At 42.2% G+C, this 21,024-nt stretch carries 21 protein-coding genes; 16 read left to right on the forward strand and 5 right to left on the reverse strand.

Going from position 1 to position 21,024, the window contains the following annotated elements; genetic code table 11:
• Positions 1-169: 169 nt before the first annotated feature.
• Together GJB62_RS32080 and GJB62_RS32085 are read left to right on the forward strand one after the other, a co-directional pair.
• Positions 170-1,816 (forward strand): DDE-type integrase/transposase/recombinase, encoded by a 1,647-nt coding sequence (locus tag GJB62_RS32080; RefSeq protein WP_114081251.1) that lies wholly within the window; start codon positions 170-172, stop codon positions 1,814-1,816.
• Positions 1,806-2,777 (forward strand): AAA family ATPase, encoded by a 972-nt coding sequence (locus GJB62_RS32085; RefSeq protein ID WP_114081249.1) that lies wholly within the window; start codon positions 1,806-1,808, stop codon positions 2,775-2,777. Before GJB62_RS32080 ends, GJB62_RS32085 begins: the two co-directional genes overlap by 11 nt.
• Positions 2,778-2,872: 95 nt before the next feature.
• Here GJB62_RS32085 and GJB62_RS32090 read toward each other — a convergent pair whose 3' ends face one another.
• Together GJB62_RS32090 and GJB62_RS32095 are read right to left on the reverse strand one after the other, a co-directional pair.
• Positions 2,873-3,679, reverse strand: coding sequence for an ATP-binding protein (locus GJB62_RS32090; protein WP_245246289.1), 807 nt, complete (start codon positions 3,677-3,679; stop codon positions 2,873-2,875).
• Positions 3,679-6,453 (reverse strand): DDE-type integrase/transposase/recombinase, encoded by a 2,775-nt coding sequence (locus tag GJB62_RS32095; protein WP_167756037.1) that lies wholly within the window; start codon positions 6,451-6,453, stop codon positions 3,679-3,681. The genes GJB62_RS32090 and GJB62_RS32095 overlap by 1 nt, the downstream gene beginning before the upstream one ends.
• A gap of 455 nt (positions 6,454-6,908) precedes the next feature.
• Between GJB62_RS32095 and GJB62_RS32100 the strand changes: the two genes are divergently transcribed.
• The 13 genes from GJB62_RS32100 to GJB62_RS32160 all read left to right on the forward strand — a co-directional run bounded on the left by GJB62_RS32100 (position 6,909) and on the right by GJB62_RS32160 (position 16,220).
• On the forward strand, positions 6,909-7,328 hold the full coding sequence (locus GJB62_RS32100; protein WP_114080969.1) for a four helix bundle protein: 420 nt from the start codon (positions 6,909-6,911) through the stop codon (positions 7,326-7,328).
• 311 nt (positions 7,329-7,639) lie between these two features.
• Positions 7,640-8,053, forward strand: coding sequence for an element excision factor XisH family protein (locus GJB62_RS32105; RefSeq protein WP_114080970.1), 414 nt, complete (start codon positions 7,640-7,642; stop codon positions 8,051-8,053).
• A complete protein-coding gene (locus GJB62_RS32110; protein ID WP_114080971.1) occupies positions 8,041-8,376 on the forward strand; it encodes a XisI protein in 336 nt (111 codons plus the stop codon). The genes GJB62_RS32105 and GJB62_RS32110 overlap by 13 nt, the downstream gene beginning before the upstream one ends.
• Before the next feature lie 143 nt (positions 8,377-8,519).
• Positions 8,520-8,834 (forward strand): hypothetical protein, encoded by a 315-nt coding sequence (locus GJB62_RS32115; protein ID WP_245246291.1) that lies wholly within the window; start codon positions 8,520-8,522, stop codon positions 8,832-8,834.
• 55 nt (positions 8,835-8,889) lie between these two features.
• The gene (locus tag GJB62_RS32120) at positions 8,890-9,900 is read left to right on the forward strand and encodes a site-specific integrase (protein ID WP_114080973.1); all 1,011 of its coding nucleotides are present in this window, start codon (positions 8,890-8,892) and stop codon (positions 9,898-9,900) included.
• A gap of 3 nt (positions 9,901-9,903) precedes the next feature.
• The gene (locus GJB62_RS32125) at positions 9,904-10,365 is read left to right on the forward strand and encodes a hypothetical protein (protein WP_159402644.1); all 462 of its coding nucleotides are present in this window, start codon (positions 9,904-9,906) and stop codon (positions 10,363-10,365) included.
• A gap of 8 nt (positions 10,366-10,373) precedes the next feature.
• On the forward strand, positions 10,374-11,078 hold the full coding sequence (locus GJB62_RS32130; RefSeq protein ID WP_114085063.1) for a hypothetical protein: 705 nt from the start codon (positions 10,374-10,376) through the stop codon (positions 11,076-11,078).
• A 314-nt stretch (positions 11,079-11,392) separates the two neighbouring features.
• Positions 11,393-11,668, forward strand: coding sequence for a hypothetical protein (locus tag GJB62_RS32135; protein WP_114085062.1), 276 nt, complete (start codon positions 11,393-11,395; stop codon positions 11,666-11,668).
• Between the two features lie 286 nt (positions 11,669-11,954).
• The gene (locus GJB62_RS32140) at positions 11,955-12,851 is read left to right on the forward strand and encodes an acyl-ACP desaturase (protein ID WP_114085061.1); all 897 of its coding nucleotides are present in this window, start codon (positions 11,955-11,957) and stop codon (positions 12,849-12,851) included.
• Positions 12,827-13,210: a holo-ACP synthase gene (locus GJB62_RS32145; RefSeq protein WP_220186673.1), complete on the forward strand. Its 384-nt coding sequence runs from the start codon at positions 12,827-12,829 to the stop codon at positions 13,208-13,210. The genes GJB62_RS32140 and GJB62_RS32145 overlap by 25 nt, the downstream gene beginning before the upstream one ends.
• A gap of 304 nt (positions 13,211-13,514) precedes the next feature.
• Positions 13,515-13,928: an acyl-CoA thioesterase gene (locus tag GJB62_RS32150; RefSeq protein WP_114085059.1), complete on the forward strand. Its 414-nt coding sequence runs from the start codon at positions 13,515-13,517 to the stop codon at positions 13,926-13,928.
• Between the two features lie 10 nt (positions 13,929-13,938).
• Positions 13,939-15,582, forward strand: coding sequence for an AMP-binding protein (locus tag GJB62_RS32155; RefSeq protein ID WP_245246292.1), 1,644 nt, complete (start codon positions 13,939-13,941; stop codon positions 15,580-15,582).
• 266 nt (positions 15,583-15,848) lie between these two features.
• Positions 15,849-16,220: a hypothetical protein gene (locus GJB62_RS32160; protein WP_114085058.1), complete on the forward strand. Its 372-nt coding sequence runs from the start codon at positions 15,849-15,851 to the stop codon at positions 16,218-16,220.
• A 26-nt stretch (positions 16,221-16,246) separates the two neighbouring features.
• Here the strand turns inward: GJB62_RS32160 and GJB62_RS37730 are convergent, their stop codons facing one another.
• The 3 genes from GJB62_RS37730 to GJB62_RS32170 form a co-directional block, all read right to left on the reverse strand.
• Complete coding sequence (locus tag GJB62_RS37730; protein ID WP_245246293.1) at positions 16,247-16,579, reverse strand: hypothetical protein; 333 nt, start codon at positions 16,577-16,579, stop codon at positions 16,247-16,249.
• Positions 16,576-17,229, reverse strand: coding sequence for a hypothetical protein (locus tag GJB62_RS32165; RefSeq protein WP_245246294.1), 654 nt, complete (start codon positions 17,227-17,229; stop codon positions 16,576-16,578). The genes GJB62_RS37730 and GJB62_RS32165 overlap by 4 nt, the downstream gene beginning before the upstream one ends.
• Positions 17,230-17,700: 471 nt before the next feature.
• Positions 17,701-19,077 (reverse strand): FAD-dependent oxidoreductase, encoded by a 1,377-nt coding sequence (locus GJB62_RS32170; protein WP_114085057.1) that lies wholly within the window; start codon positions 19,075-19,077, stop codon positions 17,701-17,703.
• Positions 19,078-20,173: 1,096 nt separating this feature from the next.
• Here GJB62_RS32170 and GJB62_RS32175 point away from each other — a divergent pair.
• A complete protein-coding gene (locus GJB62_RS32175) occupies positions 20,174-20,983 on the forward strand; it encodes a class I SAM-dependent methyltransferase (RefSeq protein WP_245246295.1) in 810 nt (269 codons plus the stop codon).
• Positions 20,984-21,024 lie beyond the last annotated feature (41 nt).

Here is a 21,024-nt window from a genome sequence, read left to right on the forward strand (position 1 = left end):
TCTGTGGTGAGTTTTCAAGCCTCATTTGAAGCTAATCTATCTCAAATTGTTATACTTTTTCACCTAACTGGCAACAGAATGTAATTTCTGTGGTCAGTTTTCTGCTACAAACTTAAAGATAAGGACAGTACATGAGGCGAACATACAGGCGAGCATGATCCGCAAGAAAATTCCAGCAGAAGCTTTAACCAACTTGCGTCATCGACTTGATATGTTACCAAGCCGTTGCCAAGAACGTCGGCAACTCATGGAAGAAACAGCTTCATTGTATGGAGTGTCTATTGATACTCTATATCGTGCTTTGCGTAACTCATCACGCCCCAAATCGATCAACCGTTCAGATAGCGGGACACCTCGAAAGCTATCACAGGCGGAAATGGAACTTTACTGTGAAGTCATTGCAGCAACGAAAATCCGCACTTGCAACAAGAAAGGGCGGCACGTCTCCACTGCACGGGCGATTGAACTTTTAGAAGATTTCGGGATGAACACCCCACAAGGTTTTATCAAACCACCCAAGGGGTTGTTAACTAAAGCCACTGTCAACCGTTATTTGAAAACATGGGGCTACGACCATCTCACAATGACTCGTCAACCGCCTGCGGTACGTTTTCAAGCAACTCACAGTAATGAATGTTGGCATTTCGACCTTAGCCCGTCCGATTTAAAACACGTAAAGCAGCCCTTATGGGTGGAAACGGGTAAAGGGAATCCGCTATTGATGCTTTATAGTGTCGTTGATGACCGCAGTGGTGTGTGTTACCAGGAATACCATTGTGTTTATGGAGAGGATGTAACAGCAGCGTTGCGCTTCCTATTTAATGCAATGACGGCTTCCACCTCGGATGGATGCCCCTTCCAGGGAATTCCTGAGATGATCTATACGGACAACGGGCCAATTGCCAAAAGCCATGTATTTCAAAATGTGATGGACTGCCTGGGAATCAAGCTTGCTAGCCATCTGCCTGCGGGTAAAGATGGGAGAAGGGTAACGGCTCGCTCCAAAGGAAAAGTGGAAAGACCGTTCCGGACAGTCAAAGAAGCCCATGAGACTCTGTATCATTTTCACGAACCAGAAAACGAAGTTGAGGCTAACCTATGGCTACGGCAGTATCTGCTAAATTATAACGACCAAAAACACCGTACAGAAGCGCACTCACGCTTAGAGGATTGGTTGCGAAATCTGCCAAAAAGCGGAATCAGGCAGATGTGTAGTTGGGAACGATTTTGTACTTTTGCCCGCGAACCGCAACGAAGGAAAGTGGATGCAACAGCCAGAGTATCAGTTGAGGGCGTGGCTTATGAAGTAAACCCAGACTTAGCAGGCGAAACTGTGGTGCTGTGGTGGGGTCTTTTTGATAACGAATTATATGTAGAGAAAGGCGACCAACGCTATGGCCCATTTTACCCAGTTGATGGGCCTATCCCCTTGCATCGCTATCGCAAACACAAGAAAACTAAAACCGAAGAACGGGCAGACCGGATTGCAGATTTAGCTCTTAAGCTGGGCTTGCCACGAACTGCCTTGGATAAAAACGCGGATCTGCAATTTTTGGTGGATAAGTACAAGGAAATTGAGCCAACTGTCACACCTTTTAAAGACCCAGACCCGTTCCAAGAATTTACTTATCCCACTGTATTATTCGCTAAACTGGCGATTTCAGATTATCTCGCTAAACCTTTGGCGAAATTATCCACTGAACAAATTGCCTTTATTGATGGGCTGCTAGCTGAGACTTTGAATAAAAAAGTGATTATTGAACGAGTACGGCAGTATTTCCACTCGAACAAAGGAGGGCAGCAAAATGCTCACTGAAGTAATGGAACACTTTCGTTTGGTCAAGGAATTTCCCAAGGCTGGTTACTACGAAACAGACCATCAAAAGCAAATGTTCAAAGACATTAAAGCTGCCATCCATTCAGGGAAACTGATTGCCATAACGGGAATTATTGGGTGTGGCAAGACGACTACTTTACGACGCTTGTTTGATGTTTTGGAGAAAGAAGGTAAGATTCTAGTCTCGAAGTCCCTTTCTGTAGATAAAGAACGGGCGACACTGCCAACACTTATTGCTGCTTTATTCTACGATTTATCCACAGATAAGGAAATTAAAATCCCTAAAGACGGTGAAAAACGGGAACGGGAACTACGCGACCTGATTAGAAAAGGTAAAAAGTCAGTAGCACTGTTTGTTGATGAGGCTCATGACCTTCATTACAGTACCCTGACGGGACTCAAACGTTTAATCGAAGTAGTTGAAGACGGTGGTGGCACACTTTCAGTGGTGCTGGCTGGTCATCCCAAACTGAAAAATGATCTGCGCCGTCCGACTATGGAAGAAATCGGTTATCGAGCAACAGTCTTCTCCTTGGAAGGCATTGTTGGCAATCAGCGAGAATATATTGAATGGCTAGTATCTGAATGCACTATCTCTGATACTCCAATTGGTGAAATATTGGAGGCGGAAGCTATTGAATTACTTGCCACGCGGCTCTTGACACCACTACAAATTGAGCAACATTTGACACTAGCTTTGGAGGCGGCGTACCGAGTCGCGGTCAAACCTGTGACTACGGTGATTGTGGAGTCAGTTCTGTCAAAGCAAATTGACGATTTGGAACCCACTCTCACAAGGCATGGCTATGACGTGAGGGGCTTGGCGGAACAGTTCAATGCCAAGCCGGCTGAAATTAAATCGCTGTTTCGCGGACAACTTGATCCCACTCGTGCGCGTGAATTACAAGAGCAAATGCTAGCTGCGGGGTTGCCACTTTAATTATTGGTCATATTTAGTACATTAAATCTTTTTCATCTCGATACTCTTGCAGACAAGCATACCCACCGCTTTATCTGCATCTGGCTTATTTGCAATTAATTTGAGCCAAGTCGGATGATTGCAAGCCCGTTGCAAATAATAATGAGTCTGTTTGCAATTAATGTGAGCCGAAGTGTAATCTTATTTGCAATTAATGTGAGCCAACAATTTTCTTGTTTGCAAGCCGGAGCGTTTATGTTTGCGAGCCGCAACATATAGCGTTCCAAATGAATATCTTGGCTGCGTCGGCATAGTTGAGCGCTGAGATTACGAAGTATTAATAATTCATAAGTACCTGCAAGTATAAACTGTACGCGAGTAATATTAGCTAGCGATTTAATACAGTCAGTTTGGTCGCGTAATTTCCGCCCACTAGCAACCTTGCTCAAGTTTTGTGCCTCATCAATATAAAAAACTTTGAGTCTGCGGTGACGTAATGCACTTTCAACAGACATCCTCAACTTTAAATTGGTCATTCTCTGAGAAATTGGTAATTCAATACATGGGTCTTTTAATACAGTTAAAGCACGTAAATAAAAATCTTTCCAATCAAAATTGCTGAACTCAGGTGTAACTGTTTCGACACCAGCAATCGGGATAAAACCTTTATCTCGTTCCATATCTGGTCGCGTTGCTTCTAGCAACTTTTGAGTCATACGACGTAGTAAGGTAGTTTTACCAACACCTGTTGGCCCGAACAAAAACATGAGTGAAGTTGCAGCAGGCTCTTCAACAGTGAGCATGAGCTTTTGCGAGGCTGACAGCAATTTCGGATGCGCCATTGTGTAATTTTTAAAGTAAGCAATCCTTTCAGGAATAGATTGCTCAAGTAGTTGCTTAGGAAAGCCTTCTTCGTCACTCATCAGAACTCTCCATAGTATTCTAGGGATACTAATTTAGTATCTTTTATGTCCATTAATTGGTCGGTTTCTAAATAATTATTTTCCGATTCAAGCAAATTAACTTCAGATGAATTATTCTCAAAATCTGAGTGAAGCTGATCAGAAACACATCTAACTTTAGACGGGTCTTCAATCAGTTGTAAAACGCTTTTATTCTCAGCATTTTTTAGACGCTGTAATAGGAATTTTTCTTCTGTTAACTCAACAGAGTTAAGGAACTGAACTAACTCTCGGTCTGAGTTAATAAAATTATGCCCTTGTAGTCGTTTGCGAGCTAACAGTTCTGCACTAACTAATTGAATTTCCTTTTCTGAGCGTCCTTTAAAGTATTGGTAGTACTTTGAGATACACTCTACCCATTGTCCCTGAACTAAGGCATAAGCAATTCCAGCATCCCAGGGGTCATATCTAACATCAACTGATGTGAATTCAATTTCCGGATTGCGGAATTCATTATTCCAGTAGTAAATGTTATGAATTTTCACTCCCTGACCTGGTTGGACTTTGCGTTTACTTTGTTGGGGCGCGGGTAAAGTGAGAATACGAAAGATGTTGTCATATTCTACTCGTCTGTGCAGTCTGCTACCACCAAATGCAATTCCGACATTGAAGGCATCACTAGGTGTTTGTCCTAGTGCTGGAGGTTCGCGTTGGTCATATACCTCGTAACCCCACGATAAAAGAGCCGAATATAAGTCAATTAGCGTCCACACTGCCTGTTTTGAGGGACTAACAGATTTAGTCACACATCGGTGTTTTTTTGTAAGTTGGGTATTGCCAAGCAATTCATAAATCAGTTGGGTATTGGCAGTTCCAAATAGTCTTTCCACGACTGAGCCGAATCGAGGATAAGCAGGTGGGCGATGTTTTTTGGTACAAGCATAAGTTGCCAAAAGTTGCTCAAAATAATGGCTGTGGAACTCGGCACCATTATCTACAACTATTGTTTGTGGAAATCTCTTGAACCTCATCACGCAAATGCGGATGACCATCAATATTGAACGGTAACTTGGCTCTTCAAAGGTGAGATATATCGCTAATAATCGTCGGCTATAGGCATCTACCATGAAGGTGGCCCACGGACGACCTAAATTTTTATACTTAGTATCGCCAATATCTAAATGGCAATTGCTCAAGTTTTGCAATGAACTTACTAATTCAATGTCAAGTTGAGTATGGTCAATGTGAACTATTTCAAAAGGACGTTCTCCGTGAGTTGGAGTTGTTAACTCTAACTGCCAATCGAAGTCTAATTTTTGTATTGCTGCTCGTCTTCCCTGACGTTTTAATGTCTGCTCATAACCCGAACGACGTTGAATTTCCAAACAAAATCGATTAAAACTAGGTGGGTTAATTTTCGGAGATTGGGATTCACAGGCAATTCGGAAAGATTCATAGACCCTGAGTCGCCCTCGTTGTTTAAGGGTTTCGTAGTTCTCACTAATAAATGTAGTCATGAATTCCTGTACCCGCAGGTCTAGTCTTGGCTTGTAATTACCTTTGTTAGTGTTTTTGGGCAATAATCCTACAAAACCATTGCCATAAATTTCAGTTGCTTGTTGATAAGCTTTACGCCAGCGCCGAATTGTGCGGGTAATTCCCACTGGAGGATGGCTAGAAAGGTAAGGCGATAATTGAGTGTAGCGGTGATTAGCTTCTACAATATCTTGCGGTTTCGCGTGACGCAGTAATTCCTCTAGCTGCTGTTGTTTTGCTGTACTTTGAATAGGTGCAACAGTTATTTTACCGTCTTGGATCAGTTGAAAAACTGTAGCATTTGGCAGTTCTACAAACTTCCCATCTGTCCTGAGTAATCCTGTTGTTGTTGTTCCTGTGTTTACAACATCCCAGGATTCACCATCCCAAGACAGAGATTTACCAACCGCAATTTCAACGGATTGAAGGTTGCTAGGTATACTACTTGGCTTGACGGATGTTATTCGTTCGTAAGCGAGTGCTATTTCCCGGTTGGCAAAAACTTTTACTTGTTCAGGTTCGGATAATCTAGCTGTATTTAAGTTGACATAGATTTGCTCAGTTGCAATTAAAGTATAAATGTCATCTAAGCTGGCTTTTTGGTATGCGATTTTAATCAAATCCGCTAACAGTATGCCTGGATTTGTTTTTACTATCGCTAATACTTTTCTGATTACTTGATTATCTACTGCAACTGGTTCTAGATTCAAGTAATCTTCCAACCAGATAAAGTTCTGCTGAAATATCCAGCAAATTAAAGCGCTCGACCACACCCGGAACTCAAGACCAAATTTCTGTGCATAATTTTCTCCTGGTGGACATCGCCAAATACCATTTTCGTCTTGTTGATAGCGGTTTGGGCTTGCAGCAGAAAGTTTTACTAATTCTTGTTCTGATTTACATTCTTCCCAAAACGCTGAGTTATTACTGATAATAAAGAAATCAGGTGTGTATAGATGGCGGTTGTTTCTACCACTTAAAGATTGATAACAAAGTTCAATAGCTGGTGGTTGGTCGTAATATTCCAGAACATCTGGGTTATGTTCAAGTTCGTATATCCTAGCTAATTCGTGCCGATGAGACTCAAAACTTATTGTTACCCCCATTTTTCTGCTAGGGTAGAAACCAGATACATTTCCTCTGCCACCTTGGACTCGCCGTGATGGTTTTTCTGCACGGATTTGTCTGATTACCTCACTTGCCGATTGACTTAAGTTGAGGCTTTTACACCAGTCGCCAAATTCTTGAGAGTTCATCATGAATTCGACCTCAACTTTCAAATGAGTCAGTTGCTTAATTCTGATTCTAAATTTATCTAAACACAGGTGGTGATTTGCTAATATATATTGATTTAAAACTTTAAGATTGCTTATGTAAGTACAACTAGTGGACAACTTTCAGCTGATTTTTCAACTTGGTGACAATTTATGCTTTGATTTTTGACTTTGAGACAATTTTTGGCTGTATTCGTCTTATGGCATCAGAAATTTTCCTACGATAGTATCAGTGTTTCGCCTTCGATGCGGACAACTTATGCCTTGTCTATTGGACATATTGTGCTTAAAGTTACATATTTTCAAGTCGCAAGTCGGAGGTCGCAAGTCGCAAGTAAGAATGAAGAGTGCTGAGTTGAAAGACTGCCCACAAGGGACGGGGCATTTACCGAGTGTGGAAGTACCGAGTATGGTAAACAGAAGTAAAAAAGGTAAAAGCAGTGAGTGAAAATGGAGACAAAAGCATTAGTATCACTGACAGAACAAAAGCTTTTGCAATTAGAATTATCAAAGCTTGTAGCTTTCTTGATGAAAAACCGGGTGTTTGCCGTACCCTTTCTAAGCAAATGTTACGTTCTGGTACCAGTATTGGTGCTAATGTACACGAATCTCGTTCGGCTCAGTCTGATAAAGACTTCTTGCACAAAATGGAAATAGCTCTTAAGGAAGCGCGCGAAACTGAGTACTGGTTGGAAATTTTAATTGAATCTGAAGTTGTTGAAAAAGGTAAATTTGATTCGTTGCTTCAAGAAACTAAGGAAATAGTGAGGATACTCATTGCTTCAACTCGTAAAATTAAAGAGAGATTGAATGGCAGCAAATCCAACGGCAGAAGGATGGAGATGGCAAGCGAGAATTAATAATTTAACTCTGAATAGAGAATAAATATATTTTCATTACTTGCGACCTGCGACTTACGACTTACGACTTGCGACTTGCGACTTGCGACTTGCGACTTGCGACTTGCGACTTACGACTTACGACTTGCGACTTGCGACTTGCGACTTGCGACTTGCGACTTGCGACTTGCGACTTACGACTTGCGACTTGCGACTTGCGACTTGCGACTTGCGACTTGCGACTTGCGACTTACGACTTGCGACTTGCGACTTGCGACTTGCGACTTGCGACTTACGACTTGCGACTTGCGACTTGCGACTTCCTTAAAACTATGGCTCGTGATTTATTCCACAATATTGTGAGGTCTGCACTGGAAAAAGATGGTTGGTTAGTTACAGATGACCCACTAAATATTCGGTGTGGTGGAGTTGATGTTCAGATTGATTTAGGTGCAGAACACCTAGTTGCTGCCCAAAAAGCTGGAGAAAAAATAGCAGTTGAAATCAAAAATTTTGTTAGTGCATCGAAGATTTCAGAATTTCACATGGCACTAGGACAATTTATTAATTATCGGACTGCATTACGTGCAGAAGAACCTTCGAGAAATTTATATTTAGCTGTACCATTGGTCACTTATAATGATTTTTTTAATTTGCCTTTTATTCAAACTGTAGTCAACGAAAACAAATTGAAGTTAATTATTTATAACCTTGAAACTGAGGAAATAGATCAATGGATAAGTTAAATGAATACCGCACAAAAGTTAAGCAATTATTAACTAAGTATATCGAGTACAAGCCTAGTTATGGAGATGTAGAAGTCGAACAGATTTTTGACGTAGAGTATGACCATTATCAAATTATTAGCATTGGATGGAACAATCAAAAACGGATCTATGGCCCAATAATGCACCTAGATATCAAAAATAATAAAATTTGGATTCAACAAAATACAACGGAAGTAGATATTGCTTTAGAATTGATAGGAATGGGTGTACCTAAACAAGATATTGTTATCGGTTTTCATACTCCTAAAATGCGCCAACTATCGGAATTTGCTGTGGAATAAACATGATGCAAAATGCAGAATCTTTGCCACTATTTCGATTGAGCATATATTAGTCAATAGAGAGCTATGAGGTAGCAAAAGGATTACTTTACGTTGTATAAAATCGTGTAAAATTTTGTTGTGATAGCCACAAGTTGTCAATCATGCTTTATTACAAACTAGTAGGACATACCCCTGTTGCTGTTAATTCGTTGTCAGAGTGGCAAAATTATTTACACTCAGTACAAGATTCACTCAAACATCTAGTTGCCGAAACTATAGTTGGGGATGCCAAAGTATCAACTAGTTTTTCGGGATTCGATCTCACTTTTGGAGATCCCCCGTTGCTTTTTGAAACGATGGTTTTAGGCGGGCCTCATCACGGGAGAATGCAGCGTTATTCTACATGGGAGCAGGCACTAACCGGTCATAATCGTACCGTCGTAGAAGTTATGACTACCTCACCACCAGATGAGTAGTCTCAAATCAATACAATATTTAATACTTAATACTTAATAATTTACACAAAACTGGATGAACTACAGCGCAGATTCTTTACCTGAGATCAAACTCATTCCCCTTGATCGTGAAGCTCTACATTTCACACAGCTAGGAGAAACTAGAAGACCACCAACCGATATCCGGTGGGTAAAAGTACTGGAATTTTTACGCAGCAATAATCTCGCACCCAACAGCCGCAAACTCTACGAACGCGAACTCAAAAGGTTTTTGGCTTGGAGTGAGCTACATTATCATGAACTGCATCCACGTCATCTTGCGCTATATAAAGAATATCTCCGTGATGAAATACGGACTGATGCAGGTAAAGCGCTTTCAAAAAGCAGCATCAATGCGGGAATTGCGGCACTCAAAAGCTTTTTCAAATGGATGTGTTACACGTATCCTGAAATTATTGCTACTAATCCTACACTAGGGATAAAACTGGAAAAAGTACCACTGCCACCAGCCCAGAGTTTAACCCCAGAACAGATGGAACAGGTTTGGTCAGCGTTGGAATTGCTGGGAGAAACAAAGCAACGGGATACAGCACTGGTTCACATTCTCAGTCATGGACTCCGGGCAGGGGAAGTTGTACAGCTAAATGTTGGGTCATTTGATGGCAAGCTGCTATTTTTACCAGACACCAAAACCAATGAACCACGCTTAGTTCCACTGCGAAAAGAGAGCCGGGAAGTTTTAGCAGAGTATTTGCTTACGCGCGAACAGCAGGGAGAGATTTTGACCAGTCTTAGTCCATTGATGATTTCACACCATGCTTCATACAAAGGTGAACGCTTGAGTTATCACGGGATTTATTTCGCTGTAGAAAAAATTGGTGAAATAGCTCATATTGAGGATTTGCACCCTCACTCCTTTCGACATACTTACGCTACTGACTTATTGCTATTGGGAGTTGACCCCAGCCATGCACGAAAATTAACAGGACATCAAAGCGAGAAAGCGTTTCGGCGCTATACGCTTCGCAGCGAACAAGAAGCAGCGATCGCTGCTTACTATCGTGCAATCGGAGAGGAAGTGGAGTAAGGTATGCCCAAGCCACTTGATCCCAAGTGTCAGTTATGCGCCAAGTTACCAACAACCCAAGCTAAAGTGCTGCATGGAACAGCAGGGGACGGGTGTTGGAATCCCAAAGTCTGTCATAATCGCCGTTCGTTTTACCGCCACCGTTCGCAGAATAATTCAGCAGAAATTGATTCAGTAACAGTCGAACCACCAGCAACATATTTTGCAGTGCTGTATTTGTATAAAGAACCAGGGGATAAACCATTACACGCGATGTCGGCAGAACTCTGGCTGGGGCAAAAGCCTATTTGTCGCCTGGAACCAATTCACTGCTTTGGGCTAACGGCTGGCAAGATCCGCGCCTATACAGATCAGGTGTTGCAGGCTTTTGCTAAACAATACAGTGTTTCACTATATCAATATAAGGATATGTTTGAAATTACCTCAAGCTACTGCCCAGTGCGGCCTTGCCCCTTGCATCCATAATCTTAGAGATGACTACATATCGTCAATTAACAATCTGGGATGTGCTTGATGAGTTGTCCGAATCTCCACCAACTTCTTCCCTTGATGCTATGTGGGATTGTTTGGATGCGGAGCTTGAAAAATTACCCTTGGAGGCACAGTTATTAACCGCAGCGCTTGCCTTCAGTCAAGTTGCGGATATTCTCAAGTCTCGTGCGGAAATGCTGTTGCAAGATACCCACGATCGCAATAGTCTTTTGGGGCCTGTTGTTAGCACCGATCTCTTTGCTGGTCTAGTGCGGACAACAATGCACCTAGATTTAGATGATTTGATTGAACCGCAAACACCACAAATCTTTAAACCACATGGCCCACACCAATTTTCACATTCTACTGAAGAGGGTGATTCTGTAGCAGCACCCGTTGAAAAAGCAAATGTTTTGGCAATGCTTGATGAGGTGACAACTTTAGAAGATGTCCGCAATTTGGCATCAGATGAGGATGTCCAAAAATGGCAAAGTGCGATCGCTAACCATCTGATAAATGTCAAAGATGAGATTTCTTTAGTTAAACTGCAACGTGTGTTGCAAATGCCGATGGTGGAGGTGTGGTTGGGATTATTGCTGGGTGGGTTTACATTAGAGCAGCGTGGTGATTTTTATCACAACCAAAATGTCTGGGTGAAAAGCTCTCTAACTTCGGCCATCTTCAATGGCATTGTAAAGCATTCATAAGTCGGAAGTTGGAGGTAATTGGCAATACGGTTCGGTTAACAAAGTTATCTGTTGAGGCGAGCAGTTCTTGAGCAGGGGGAGAAGAGAAATTTTAATAACTTTCCTCCCCTGCTTATGCGAACCGTATTGGACACATAGAAACTCATCTTTAGTATAAATACGCAGCTTAAATTTTATTAAGTGTGCTAATTTGAGCTTACTGTATGTAATCGACAGCATATAAAACAACGTCAAATTTTCTATTAATGTTAAGTAAAACTTGTAACTAACAGCATTTAACTTACTGTAATACCGCAACAAAGGAGTTTCAAATCTTGAAAGACTATATCTGTGAGATTTTTGCCCAAAATGTTGGTTTATCTATTGCAGAAATTTTTGAAAATGACTTGACGCTATCGGCGATTATTGCTCGTTCCGATCATCTACATAACAGCATCGATCTGATGGAGGTTTTCGCCAAAACTGCAAATATGCTGAAAAAGCAGTATGGAGTCCAAATACGTTTGCCAGCTTTCTCTCTTGATACACCTATTTCAGATGTATTAGAAGCATTTTTAAATGAAGCTGATACAGTTAATACTTTGACCTAAAAATGATAAATTTTAAATCTAATTTGGAGAATAGAGTCTAGAGAATAAAGGGTAGTAGTAAAAATTTCATTTTTAGTTTTACAACCAGCTTTTTAACCCACGTTCGCCCTTGGCATTACCGTACTCCTTCTCCTAACGGAGACGCTAACGCGAACGGAGAAAAAGCTATGCGTCAGCGTCTCGAAGAGAAAGGTAGATGGGTTTTGTTTATGTAGCCGCGACTTCCAGTCACCAAGGCTTTTCAAAAACCTCTAAAACTTAAAAATTAAATTCAAATATCTTCACTATGGTAAATACAATTTCTCGATCTGATATTGTCAGTAACTTATATGCAATTGTTGCCGAGCAACGAAGCTCTTTAGTTGATTTAATATGGGAACAACACTATTTTCATGAAAAGCGCCGATGGAGTGCAGTGGAAATGATTGGTGCAATTAACCTGGAGGCTGTGAATAAATTTGACAAAGCTAATCTCTGGAATGCTGGACGTGCAGAATTGACTACCAAGCCAGGAGCCGATCGCTTGGCTAGATTGGCTGATGCTGAGTGTCGTCGTTGGCAAGATCGCAATCCAGTTTTAGCAAGCATTATGCAAGCTTGTAGTACTTGGAGTCGTTACTGGAATGAGGAAGAAAGCTTTCACGAAACCACACTTAATCGCTTATCGACTCTACTCAGTCTAGAACCTGTCAGTGACGAGACTCTCATTGAGTTTCGGAAGATTTTTCCCGACGATGACATGCTCAGAACACTAGTATTATTAGCGATTTCAGAGATTACAGCCACGGTTAACTACTCTTGGTGTGCTAGTGTTGCTCAAGACCCTGGATTGAAAAAGCTATTTAAGCAAATTGCTGCTGATGAATCGCAGCATATGACATACTTCATAAGTTTTGCCAAAGCTTTAGTTGATAGTAAAGAGTACTCACCCAAAGGTGCATTTGCTGTTGCACACTTGTTTGTGCGAGAAGGGGGCGAACTTTATGGTAGTAACCGCCAACATCTTGAGCAGCGGGATTCTCACATCAACTGGTGGGATTCCATCAAGTATGAGATGGTTCTGCCAGACAATATTGAGCGCAAACAAAGTCTGATATTTTTTGCTCTCAGACAAATTACAGGAATTCAGGTAAACTCTGCGGCTGAAGTTGAACAAAAGTGGCTGGATCTGGTGGGATGTTAATTGGACTGGGGCACGATATTCAACTGATTGCAGAACTAACAACAGTTGAAGCTTTGAAAGTTCCAGGCATTTTCTTTACAAACACTGAGTGCCTTTACTTCAGCCAAAGTAAAAACCCTCTCCAAAGTATGGCAGGTACTTTTTCAGCTAAAGAAGCCTTGTTTAAGGCTTTGGCAATGGCCACTAATTTCTACTGGACAGATGTAGAAGTGCGACATAATTCCCGTTACGCGCCTTACTTTGAATTTTACGGCTCACTGGCAGAGCATTTTCAGCTTCAAGGTTGGACTGTTCACCTTTCCATATCTCACAGTGGGGATTATGTGTCTACTGTTGTGGCTATCTCTCCCCAGCCATGATTGCAGCGACTTGGCAGTAGAAAGGTGCAAATAAACAGCAGTGTGTAACAAAAAGTAAAGTTAACTAAAACCCTCTTCCCCTTCGGGTTCGTCACTTTGCCAGACGCTCGTTCGCGTAGCGTCTCCCCTTCTCCCAAAGGGAGAGGCTAGCACCAAGGGAGAAGACTCGCTAACGACGCAAAGCGCCAAGACGGCAAATGACTCTCCTTCTGCCACGCCACTTGCTCGGAGGAAACCTCTGCAACGTAGTGGCTCCTCTACCTTCTACCTTGCCTTGATAATAAATATTCACGCCAACCCACTTATGAACTTTGAAGCTGTTAACCTAAAACTTCAGGTACGCCCAAATGACCTTGACAGTTTGGGTCACGTCAATAATGCCACTGTTCTCGAATACCTAGAAGCAGGGCGATGGTCATGGCTTGAGCATCACAACTTATTTCACGGACAGAGGATTATTCCTGTAGTTGCTCGTATTGAAGTCAACTATAGCCATGAAATATTACCTGGAGAGGTCAAGATTATTACGAAACTCAAAGACACGGAGGAAAATTACTATTATCAAGTAATTTTTCACCAAATTATTGAGATTTTCAAAAACGGAACTGCAAAGGTTGCTGCCGATGCTCTTGTGAAAGTAGCATTCATTGATTCAATTGAACGATCACTTAGAACTCTCCAGGATTTTCTCGATGAAAATAAGCAACAAGATGGTTGAGGTCAAAACAATGCAAGGCTTACAACCCAGAACTAAGCTGTCGATGACCGCGATCGCAATGATTCAGGCTCTCAAGAATACTGACTCACACTTGGGCTTGTTCTTAAGACAGGATCGTGCTGCTGAGTCTAAGTTTCTCGCCTATTGTGAGATGTACCAGAAGATTGCAGCCTATATGGAGTACTTTCGGGCTGCGGGTGTGGCAGCTGGCTCAAGAGTTCTGTTTCCTTTTGAAACAACCGAAGGTGTGATTATTGCATTCTTTGCTTTAGTTGGACTGGGAGCAATTCCACTGTCAGTCAAACCCTACAGCATGGGTGTTGTTAAAGAGAGCTACCTGGAATTTTTGACGAAGGTTACAACCCAATATCAAGCTGAATTTGTGTTGGAAGCACCTAGTATTAGAAGTTTAGAATTGAGCCTCCAGCGTCTACAGTTACCAGACACAGATATTCAGCCCCAAGAATCAGCAAATTTTGCAACAATTACAGATACTGATATTGCTTTTGTGCAGTTTTCTTTTGGCTCAACTTCTTTCCCCAAAGGCATTCCAGTCACTCATGGGAAAATTGTGGCACAAATGCAGGCGATCGCTAACCATGCTCAAAATAGACCTAGTGATGCAACTGCAAGTTGGCTGCCACTTTATCATGATATGGGATTAGTCGGTGGTTTGCTCACAACGCTATACCTGAGGCATAACTTGCACCTAAGTACTCCAATGCATTTTTTGATGAATCCTGTGGAGTGGTTGAGCGAACTGTCAGAAAAAAAGATTGCGATCGCAGTTATTCCAGATTTTGCCATTAGCTACTGTCTCCGTCGCTTGGCAATTACCGATCCAGAAGAAATTGCCAACTTAAACTTGACCCAGCTACGAATGGTTTTCAATGGCAGTGAGCCAATTAATATAGACAAACTACATCAGTTCTTGGAAGTGCTTGCACCCTATGGATTGCAAGCTACAGCAATTAAGCCTTGCTATGGCATGGCGGAGGCAGTCCTGATGATTTCCTGCTGTAAGTTAGAAGAGGTTCCCCGGATTGTGACTTTGGCAAATGGCTGCAAAGCTATTTCCGTAGGTCAAGCGTTGAGTACATTTGATATCCGTTTAAGAACTGAAGATGGTCTTTTATGCCATGAGGGTGAAGTTGGTGAAGTTGAACTCAGAGGCGGGACTTTGGTCGATAATTATTTTGAAAGCGAACGCCCTTTTTACAATTGTGATGGTTTTTTCCCTACTGGTGATTTGGGTGTAATTAGCGAGGGTGAGTTGTTCGTCACAGGTCGGCTGAACGATCGCTTCAAAATTAATGGTCAAAGTTATTTTGCGAGTGATTTTGAACATGCCATAGAATCGCTACCGTTTGTACAACCGAGCAAAGTTGCGACAATTCAGGCTGATGACCGCATTATCATCTTGATAGAAACCAAACAGGCCAGTGTTCTTCAGCAATTAATTGACCATCAGCGCCAAGTCAGCGAGATTGTTCTCAACCAGCTGGGTATTAAAATCCCTGTGGACAATATACTCTTCATTCGCCCAGGACAACTAGAAAAAACTAGCAGTGGCAAGTTACGGCGAATAGCGATCGCTCAAGCCTACATCACAGGGAAAATTATGCTTGCTAAAAACGCTAGAAATGGGTGTTAATTCTCTACTAAGCTTCCACACAAGGTTGTACTCTCTCTCAACAGCCGCCAGCAGCAAAGCGTGCAAGGATGACAGATAAGGTTTGGCAAAATCCCCAATTCTTGCAACTGCAAAATACTTGAAACCCTTGATTTATCGTTACAATAGTATTAGTAGTTAATAACCCCCAGAGGGTTACTCTGAGCGCTATTGAGCTTACTCGTCGTCAGGAGATTCCTTATCTTCTTCGTCATCCTTGTCAAAATTTGTATTGCTGAGGGGGGCTTATGGGTGAATCGAAACGCCGAAAGGCAATATTAGGCAATCACTATGGTTTGCCTAATATTTTCAATGAAGTCCAATCAATGTGGACGCAGATTAATTTCTCGATCAAGCGAGTCAAAGATTCTGATAATGGATGTTTACTTGTTCAGTGTTCCAACAACGACCGAGGGTTCCATCAAGACACTATTGCCCAACTTCAAAAAGAAATAGAAAATTGGAAATGTGATTTGGATATTCCTATCTTGATCCAAGTTCTTCCAAGGGGAGCTGGAAATTCAGAAACTAAACTTTTTGATGGGTTCGTTACCCTTTGGTGCAATTGTCCTGAATTTGAATTGTGGCGAGAAATATTTGAAACTAAACTCGTTAAGTAAACTTTGTTGCATTAAATTATTGTTTCCTAGCTGCACCATGATTTCTGTTGCCTCCACTCGATTTTGTACTCCCGTTCCACAGCCGCCAGCAATTTTGCCTGCAACGAAGATAAATAAGGTTTAGCTTGTTTCCCCAAACCCTGCAACAGCCAATCCACAGAAGAGTCACGGGTCGCCACTTGATGCAACTGCCGTAACCTTACACATAACTGCTGCATAAAAAAGCAATCTTCATCAAGTAATTCCAGTGATTTCAGGTGTTCGATTTTTACGGTATAGTCACCGTCCCATATCTGGAGTGTACAACTGTATTCTCCAACATGGCTGACTACGCCCCAATAACCCGCTTTACCTCTCAAGTCTGGATTATCTTTGGGCAGAAGAACGCATATCTCCCCAACGTGGTAAGGATTGGGTACTTTCCTTTCGGACTTTCGCGTATCCTATCTACAACATCTTTCACTATGCGACCAGATGGAATCTTATTGCCAGCTTGCTCTACTGCCTGCTGCCAAACATCCGCTTGCACAGCAGGTTCCAACTCGGCTTTCGCCAAAAAGCGCAATTGTCGTTCATTGGTCGGCATTGGAATTTGCCGACCAATGGTCGGCAAAAACTTTTGAAGATTCTCATAAACGACAGTAGCCGAAATCTTTAAGTACGCTGCATCACGACTATAATTGAAGCGATGGCTTCGCCAACGCCAAGGGCGAACGCGACAGTATTCTTCAAAAGTCTGGTGCGTGGAACGGTATAGCCGTCTGTCTCTCAACTCCATCAGCGCCTGACCTGCCTCTAAAAATGCTCTCTCCACACGGTGTTCTAAATGCAGGCGTAAGCTTTGTTCTTCCTGGGTCAACTCTGTTACTTCAACAGCCGTCACCGTAATCGTTGCTGAGGCTGGGTTATCTTGCTCAGAAGTATTTTCGGCAGCAGAGTCGGTTGCTAGCTTTGGTTCCTCAGATGCCCCAGGGATAACTCTCTTACGTCTGGATAGTGGTTTGTTCATTATTCCACCTCCAGTACCAATTGGCTCGTAGCAATATTGAGTTGTGTCATCATGGAAATATAGAGTTTTTATTTATGCCCCCATCCTTTAAACAGGTTGGGGTTTTTCATTGCTTTTTATATTTTGCACCGATGAAAGAATACTTTAACGAAAATCAGCCGAATACCACAGTTAATAAGAAAAACTTCAGTTGTCAAAAGCCTGAATTCAATTCTGACAACTGAATTAAATTTCAGCTTATTCTAGAAATACCCTCTTCAACACACGGGTAAAACAACGGCTAATGCTTGATTATTTGACCGTGAGTATTGCATTTTGGATAACTTTATTTGGAGTACAAGAGTCGTTGTTAGAATTTCGCCTGGGTTATCTTGACACTGAGAATCTTTGCACTGATCAATATACGACCCCTTGCAGATATCTTGAAGCGATCGCCCATATTCAAGTTAATAGTTATTGGTTGCTCCTTTGTTACATATTGGGACAGGTTGGCATATCATCTCCAACGAGTAGCCTTGCGAGACTGGGCAATGCCTCACCGTAAGTTGGGTGAATGTGAACCGATTGTTCAAGTACCTGCCACGTTGCTTTAGCTTCCATAAGTGACAAAAAGACATGCACCAGTTCAGCCGTTTCGTAACCAACCAGCGTTGCTCCTAAAATCAAATTCGTCTGGGTGTCGATGACCATGCGGTAGAAACCCAGATCGTGCCCCCACTCAATGCTACGGGCAATGTGAGCCATTGGCAGGGTGACTTCGCGGGCAGTAATGCCCTGTTTGTGAGCCTGCTCTAGCGTCATACCCACTCGACCCACTTGTGGCTCAGTGTAGACGGCATAGCCTAACACCCGATCGTTGCGTGTCCGGTGTTCGCCACACAGAATAGCTTTCAAGCGACGATAGTCTTCCCAAGAAACATGCGTAAAAGCAGGCTGCTTGGCAGCGTCTCCGATCGCATAAATCCCAGCGCAAGTCGTTTGAAATTGCTCGTCGATTTTAATAAAACCCTGTGCATCTAATTCAACACCTGTCACCGCAGAATTTAATGCCTGAGTATTCGGTTTGCGCCCAGTCGCAATCAGCAATGCTTCTCCATCCAGTACCTCACCATTGTTCAGCGTTAGGGTAAACACACGATTGGTATAATCAATCTGCTGAACCGTCACATTGAAATGCAGTCCAATTCCGTCTTGCTCAAAGGCATCAGCAAGCACAGCACTGACATCGGATTCTTCTTGAGCCAGCAAGCGATCGCCCCGCACAATCAATTCGGTTTGGCTCCCTAAACGTGCCATTCCCTGCCCTAACTCCAGGGCAATATAGCCACCGCCGACCACGAGCAACCGGGGCGGAATCTGCTGCAAATCAAAGAAATTTCGGTTGGTCAGATAAGGCGTTCCAGCTAAACCCGGAAAGTCAGGAATGGTGGAGGATGTCCCTGTATTGATGACGATGATCGGAGCCTGCACAGTCATACCTCCTCCACTTACAATTCTCTCTCCGGTAAAAGCAGCTTCAGCGCAGACGACTCTAACCCCTGCACTGTCTAGTCGCCGTTTGACACCCTGGTTAAACTGGCTGCGAATACTACGTACACGCTCCATCACCGCAGAAAAATCGACCTCGACCTGCGCGTGTATGCCTAACTTTGCCGCTTGCCCTGCGCGACCTGCGGCATGGGCAGAGGCTAGAAAGGCTTTAGAAGGTGTGCAACCATAGTTTATGCAACTGCCTCCCAATGCATCGCGCTCAAATAGAACGACGTTTCGACCTGATGATGCAAAGTCAGCTGCAAGTGGAATTCCGCCCTGACCGCTTCCAATCACAATTACATCTGCTGTTTCCATATCTATATACGTTGAAGACGATAGCCCATAATTCAAGGCAAGGCTCAAATGTTCTATCTACAGAATAGTACAGGCTGCGATCGCCTCTGGCGGGATACTGTTAGCGAAAGTATTACAAACGCAGAAACAAAAGTGTTACAACTAAAAGTCGCAACGACAGATTGAAGGTTTGAGCTTAAGTGATACTTGAAAACACAACTATGTATTATATTCGCCAACAGTATCCGGCGGGGCGTAAGCCCATCACAGCCCCTCGCGCAACTACTTCAAAGCCTTCCACCTTCCTAAAATGCTTGTTCTCCTTCTGTTCCAGCCGTAAGCGGTAAGCGTAGCTATACCGTCAGACTTATCGCTCTCCTCGTTGGTCAAATACCTGTTTTGCGATCGCCTCTGGCGGGCGGTTACGCCATCGCACCCTTGCAAAGCACAAAAATGCTCTCAAAGGGGCCACTTGTGAGAGCTTAGATTGATTGCACAAGTGTCTGCACCTTTGCAGTCCAAGGTAATAAATCCAACTTAGTAGCTGGCTTTCGGAGATATTTAACCACGCCTAAGTCTGACACTCGCCTCCTTCCCCCACCCAGCTACTATTGTCATTATTGCTAAAATATCTTGAGTATTTTAGCTGATTGACAAAATGCACTTTTTTTAGGCTTTTTTCACAGATGCCCTACACCTTAAGTTCAATATTATCATCCCGATCTTCACTGGAAAAAAGCTTTTCTCTCATGAGAGTTTATATGTAATTATTTATTCCCTCACTGCGAAATAGTCAAAACCCTTGATTTTTCGTTTTGAAGAAGGAATAGTATCAAATATTACTTTTTCCTGAGAGATAGAATCAATTCTCAGCTTGCTAAAAAATGAAAAGTACACTAGTAAAGCAAACAAAGCTCCGCAGCTTGGTATGAGAATCATTTAAAATATTTTTCTAACATGATACGCCTGCTCTGCTATCACCAATAATAAGCAATCTATAAAAATAAGTTTTTTTATACAATGTAACAGATGCCAAAATACAGATTCATAGTAAAGGGGAAAAGTTTTGAGTCCCGACATTAGTAATTATTCAATTAGCCTGCCTTATTTTGATAGTTTGACACAAAAGTTTTCTGAAGGGGATGCTGATGCATTATTAGCTTTTGGTCGGCATTTACATTGGGGTTATTGGTCTGATCCAACTAAAGCTGATGGTTCAATTGCAGATTTTGCTATAGCAGCAGAGAACTTATCTCATCTTATTACTGACGTTGCACAAATACAACATGGTTTAAGCATTCTTGATGTAGGCTGTGGATTTGGAGGAACAATTGCTAGTCTCAATGAGCGTTTTTCCAATATGAATTTAGTTGGAATAAATATTAACAATGAACAGCTTCTTAGAGCCGAGAGAACAGTACACGCGCTACCGAATAATCATATAAAATTTCTTAAGGCTGATGCTTGCCAATTACCATTTTCCGATGATTCTTTTGATGTAGTTTTGGCAGTTGAGTCTATTTTTGCATTCTCTAGCCGTGAGCATTTCTTTAGGGAAGCAAGGCGAATTTTACATCTAGGAGGAAGATTAACTATTTGTGATTTTATTCCTATCCAGGCTTTTTACCGAACCTGGAAATTAATAGAGAAAGCTACTAAAACTCTTGTTATTCGTACTTATGGCTCTCGTCCAGTTAATTTTTGTCCTCTTATTGAATACAAAGAATTAGCTAAAGCTACAGGTTTTGAGCTAGTTCAAACAGAGAATATTACTCGTAATACTCTACCAACTTACCCAGTAGTTAACTCATTAATGCGGGGAGAAGGAGATGAGGAAACTTACCGAGCAACTAAAGGATTAGAAAGGCTTAGTCGTCGTGGATTACTACAATACATGATCTTATCTTTCCAAGTATCTTCTCCATAGTTTGAAATTACAACATAAAATCTATCTAATTTCATGAAAAT

This window comes from Nostoc sp. ATCC 53789 (assembly GCF_009873495.1).
Lineage (GTDB): Bacteria > Cyanobacteriota > Cyanobacteriia > Cyanobacteriales > Nostocaceae > Nostoc > Nostoc muscorum_A.

What these genes read in the sequence shown, in the direction of transcription:
- GJB62_RS32095 (WP_167756037.1), bottom strand. Translation starts at nt 6,453, where the DNA reads ATGATGAACTCTCAAGAATTTGGCGACTGGTGTAAAAGCCTCAACTTA.
- GJB62_RS32110 (WP_114080971.1), top strand. Translation starts at nt 8,041, where the DNA reads ATGGATAAGTTAAATGAATACCGCACAAAAGTTAAGCAATTATTAACT.
- GJB62_RS32115 (WP_245246291.1), top strand. Translation starts at nt 8,520, where the DNA reads ATGCTTTATTACAAACTAGTAGGACATACCCCTGTTGCTGTTAATTCG.
- GJB62_RS32150 (WP_114085059.1), top strand. Translation starts at nt 13,515, where the DNA reads ATGAACTTTGAAGCTGTTAACCTAAAACTTCAGGTACGCCCAAATGAC.
- GJB62_RS32165 (WP_245246294.1), bottom strand. Translation starts at nt 17,229, where the DNA reads ATGAACAAACCACTATCCAGACGTAAGAGAGTTATCCCTGGGGCATCT.
- GJB62_RS32160 (WP_114085058.1), top strand. Translation starts at nt 15,849, where the DNA reads ATGGGTGAATCGAAACGCCGAAAGGCAATATTAGGCAATCACTATGGT.
- GJB62_RS32105 (WP_114080970.1), top strand. Translation starts at nt 7,640, where the DNA reads ATGGCTCGTGATTTATTCCACAATATTGTGAGGTCTGCACTGGAAAAA.
- GJB62_RS32140 (WP_114085061.1), top strand. Translation starts at nt 11,955, where the DNA reads ATGGTAAATACAATTTCTCGATCTGATATTGTCAGTAACTTATATGCA.
- GJB62_RS32155 (WP_245246292.1), top strand. Translation starts at nt 13,939, where the DNA reads ATGCAAGGCTTACAACCCAGAACTAAGCTGTCGATGACCGCGATCGCA.
- GJB62_RS32090 (WP_245246289.1), bottom strand. Translation starts at nt 3,679, where the DNA reads ATGAGTGACGAAGAAGGCTTTCCTAAGCAACTACTTGAGCAATCTATT.
- GJB62_RS32120 (WP_114080973.1), top strand. Translation starts at nt 8,890, where the DNA reads ATGAACTACAGCGCAGATTCTTTACCTGAGATCAAACTCATTCCCCTT.
- GJB62_RS32170 (WP_114085057.1), bottom strand. Translation starts at nt 19,077, where the DNA reads ATGGAAACAGCAGATGTAATTGTGATTGGAAGCGGTCAGGGCGGAATT.
- GJB62_RS32125 (WP_159402644.1), top strand. Translation starts at nt 9,904, where the DNA reads ATGCCCAAGCCACTTGATCCCAAGTGTCAGTTATGCGCCAAGTTACCA.
- GJB62_RS32085 (WP_114081249.1), top strand. Translation starts at nt 1,806, where the DNA reads ATGCTCACTGAAGTAATGGAACACTTTCGTTTGGTCAAGGAATTTCCC.
- GJB62_RS32130 (WP_114085063.1), top strand. Translation starts at nt 10,374, where the DNA reads ATGACTACATATCGTCAATTAACAATCTGGGATGTGCTTGATGAGTTG.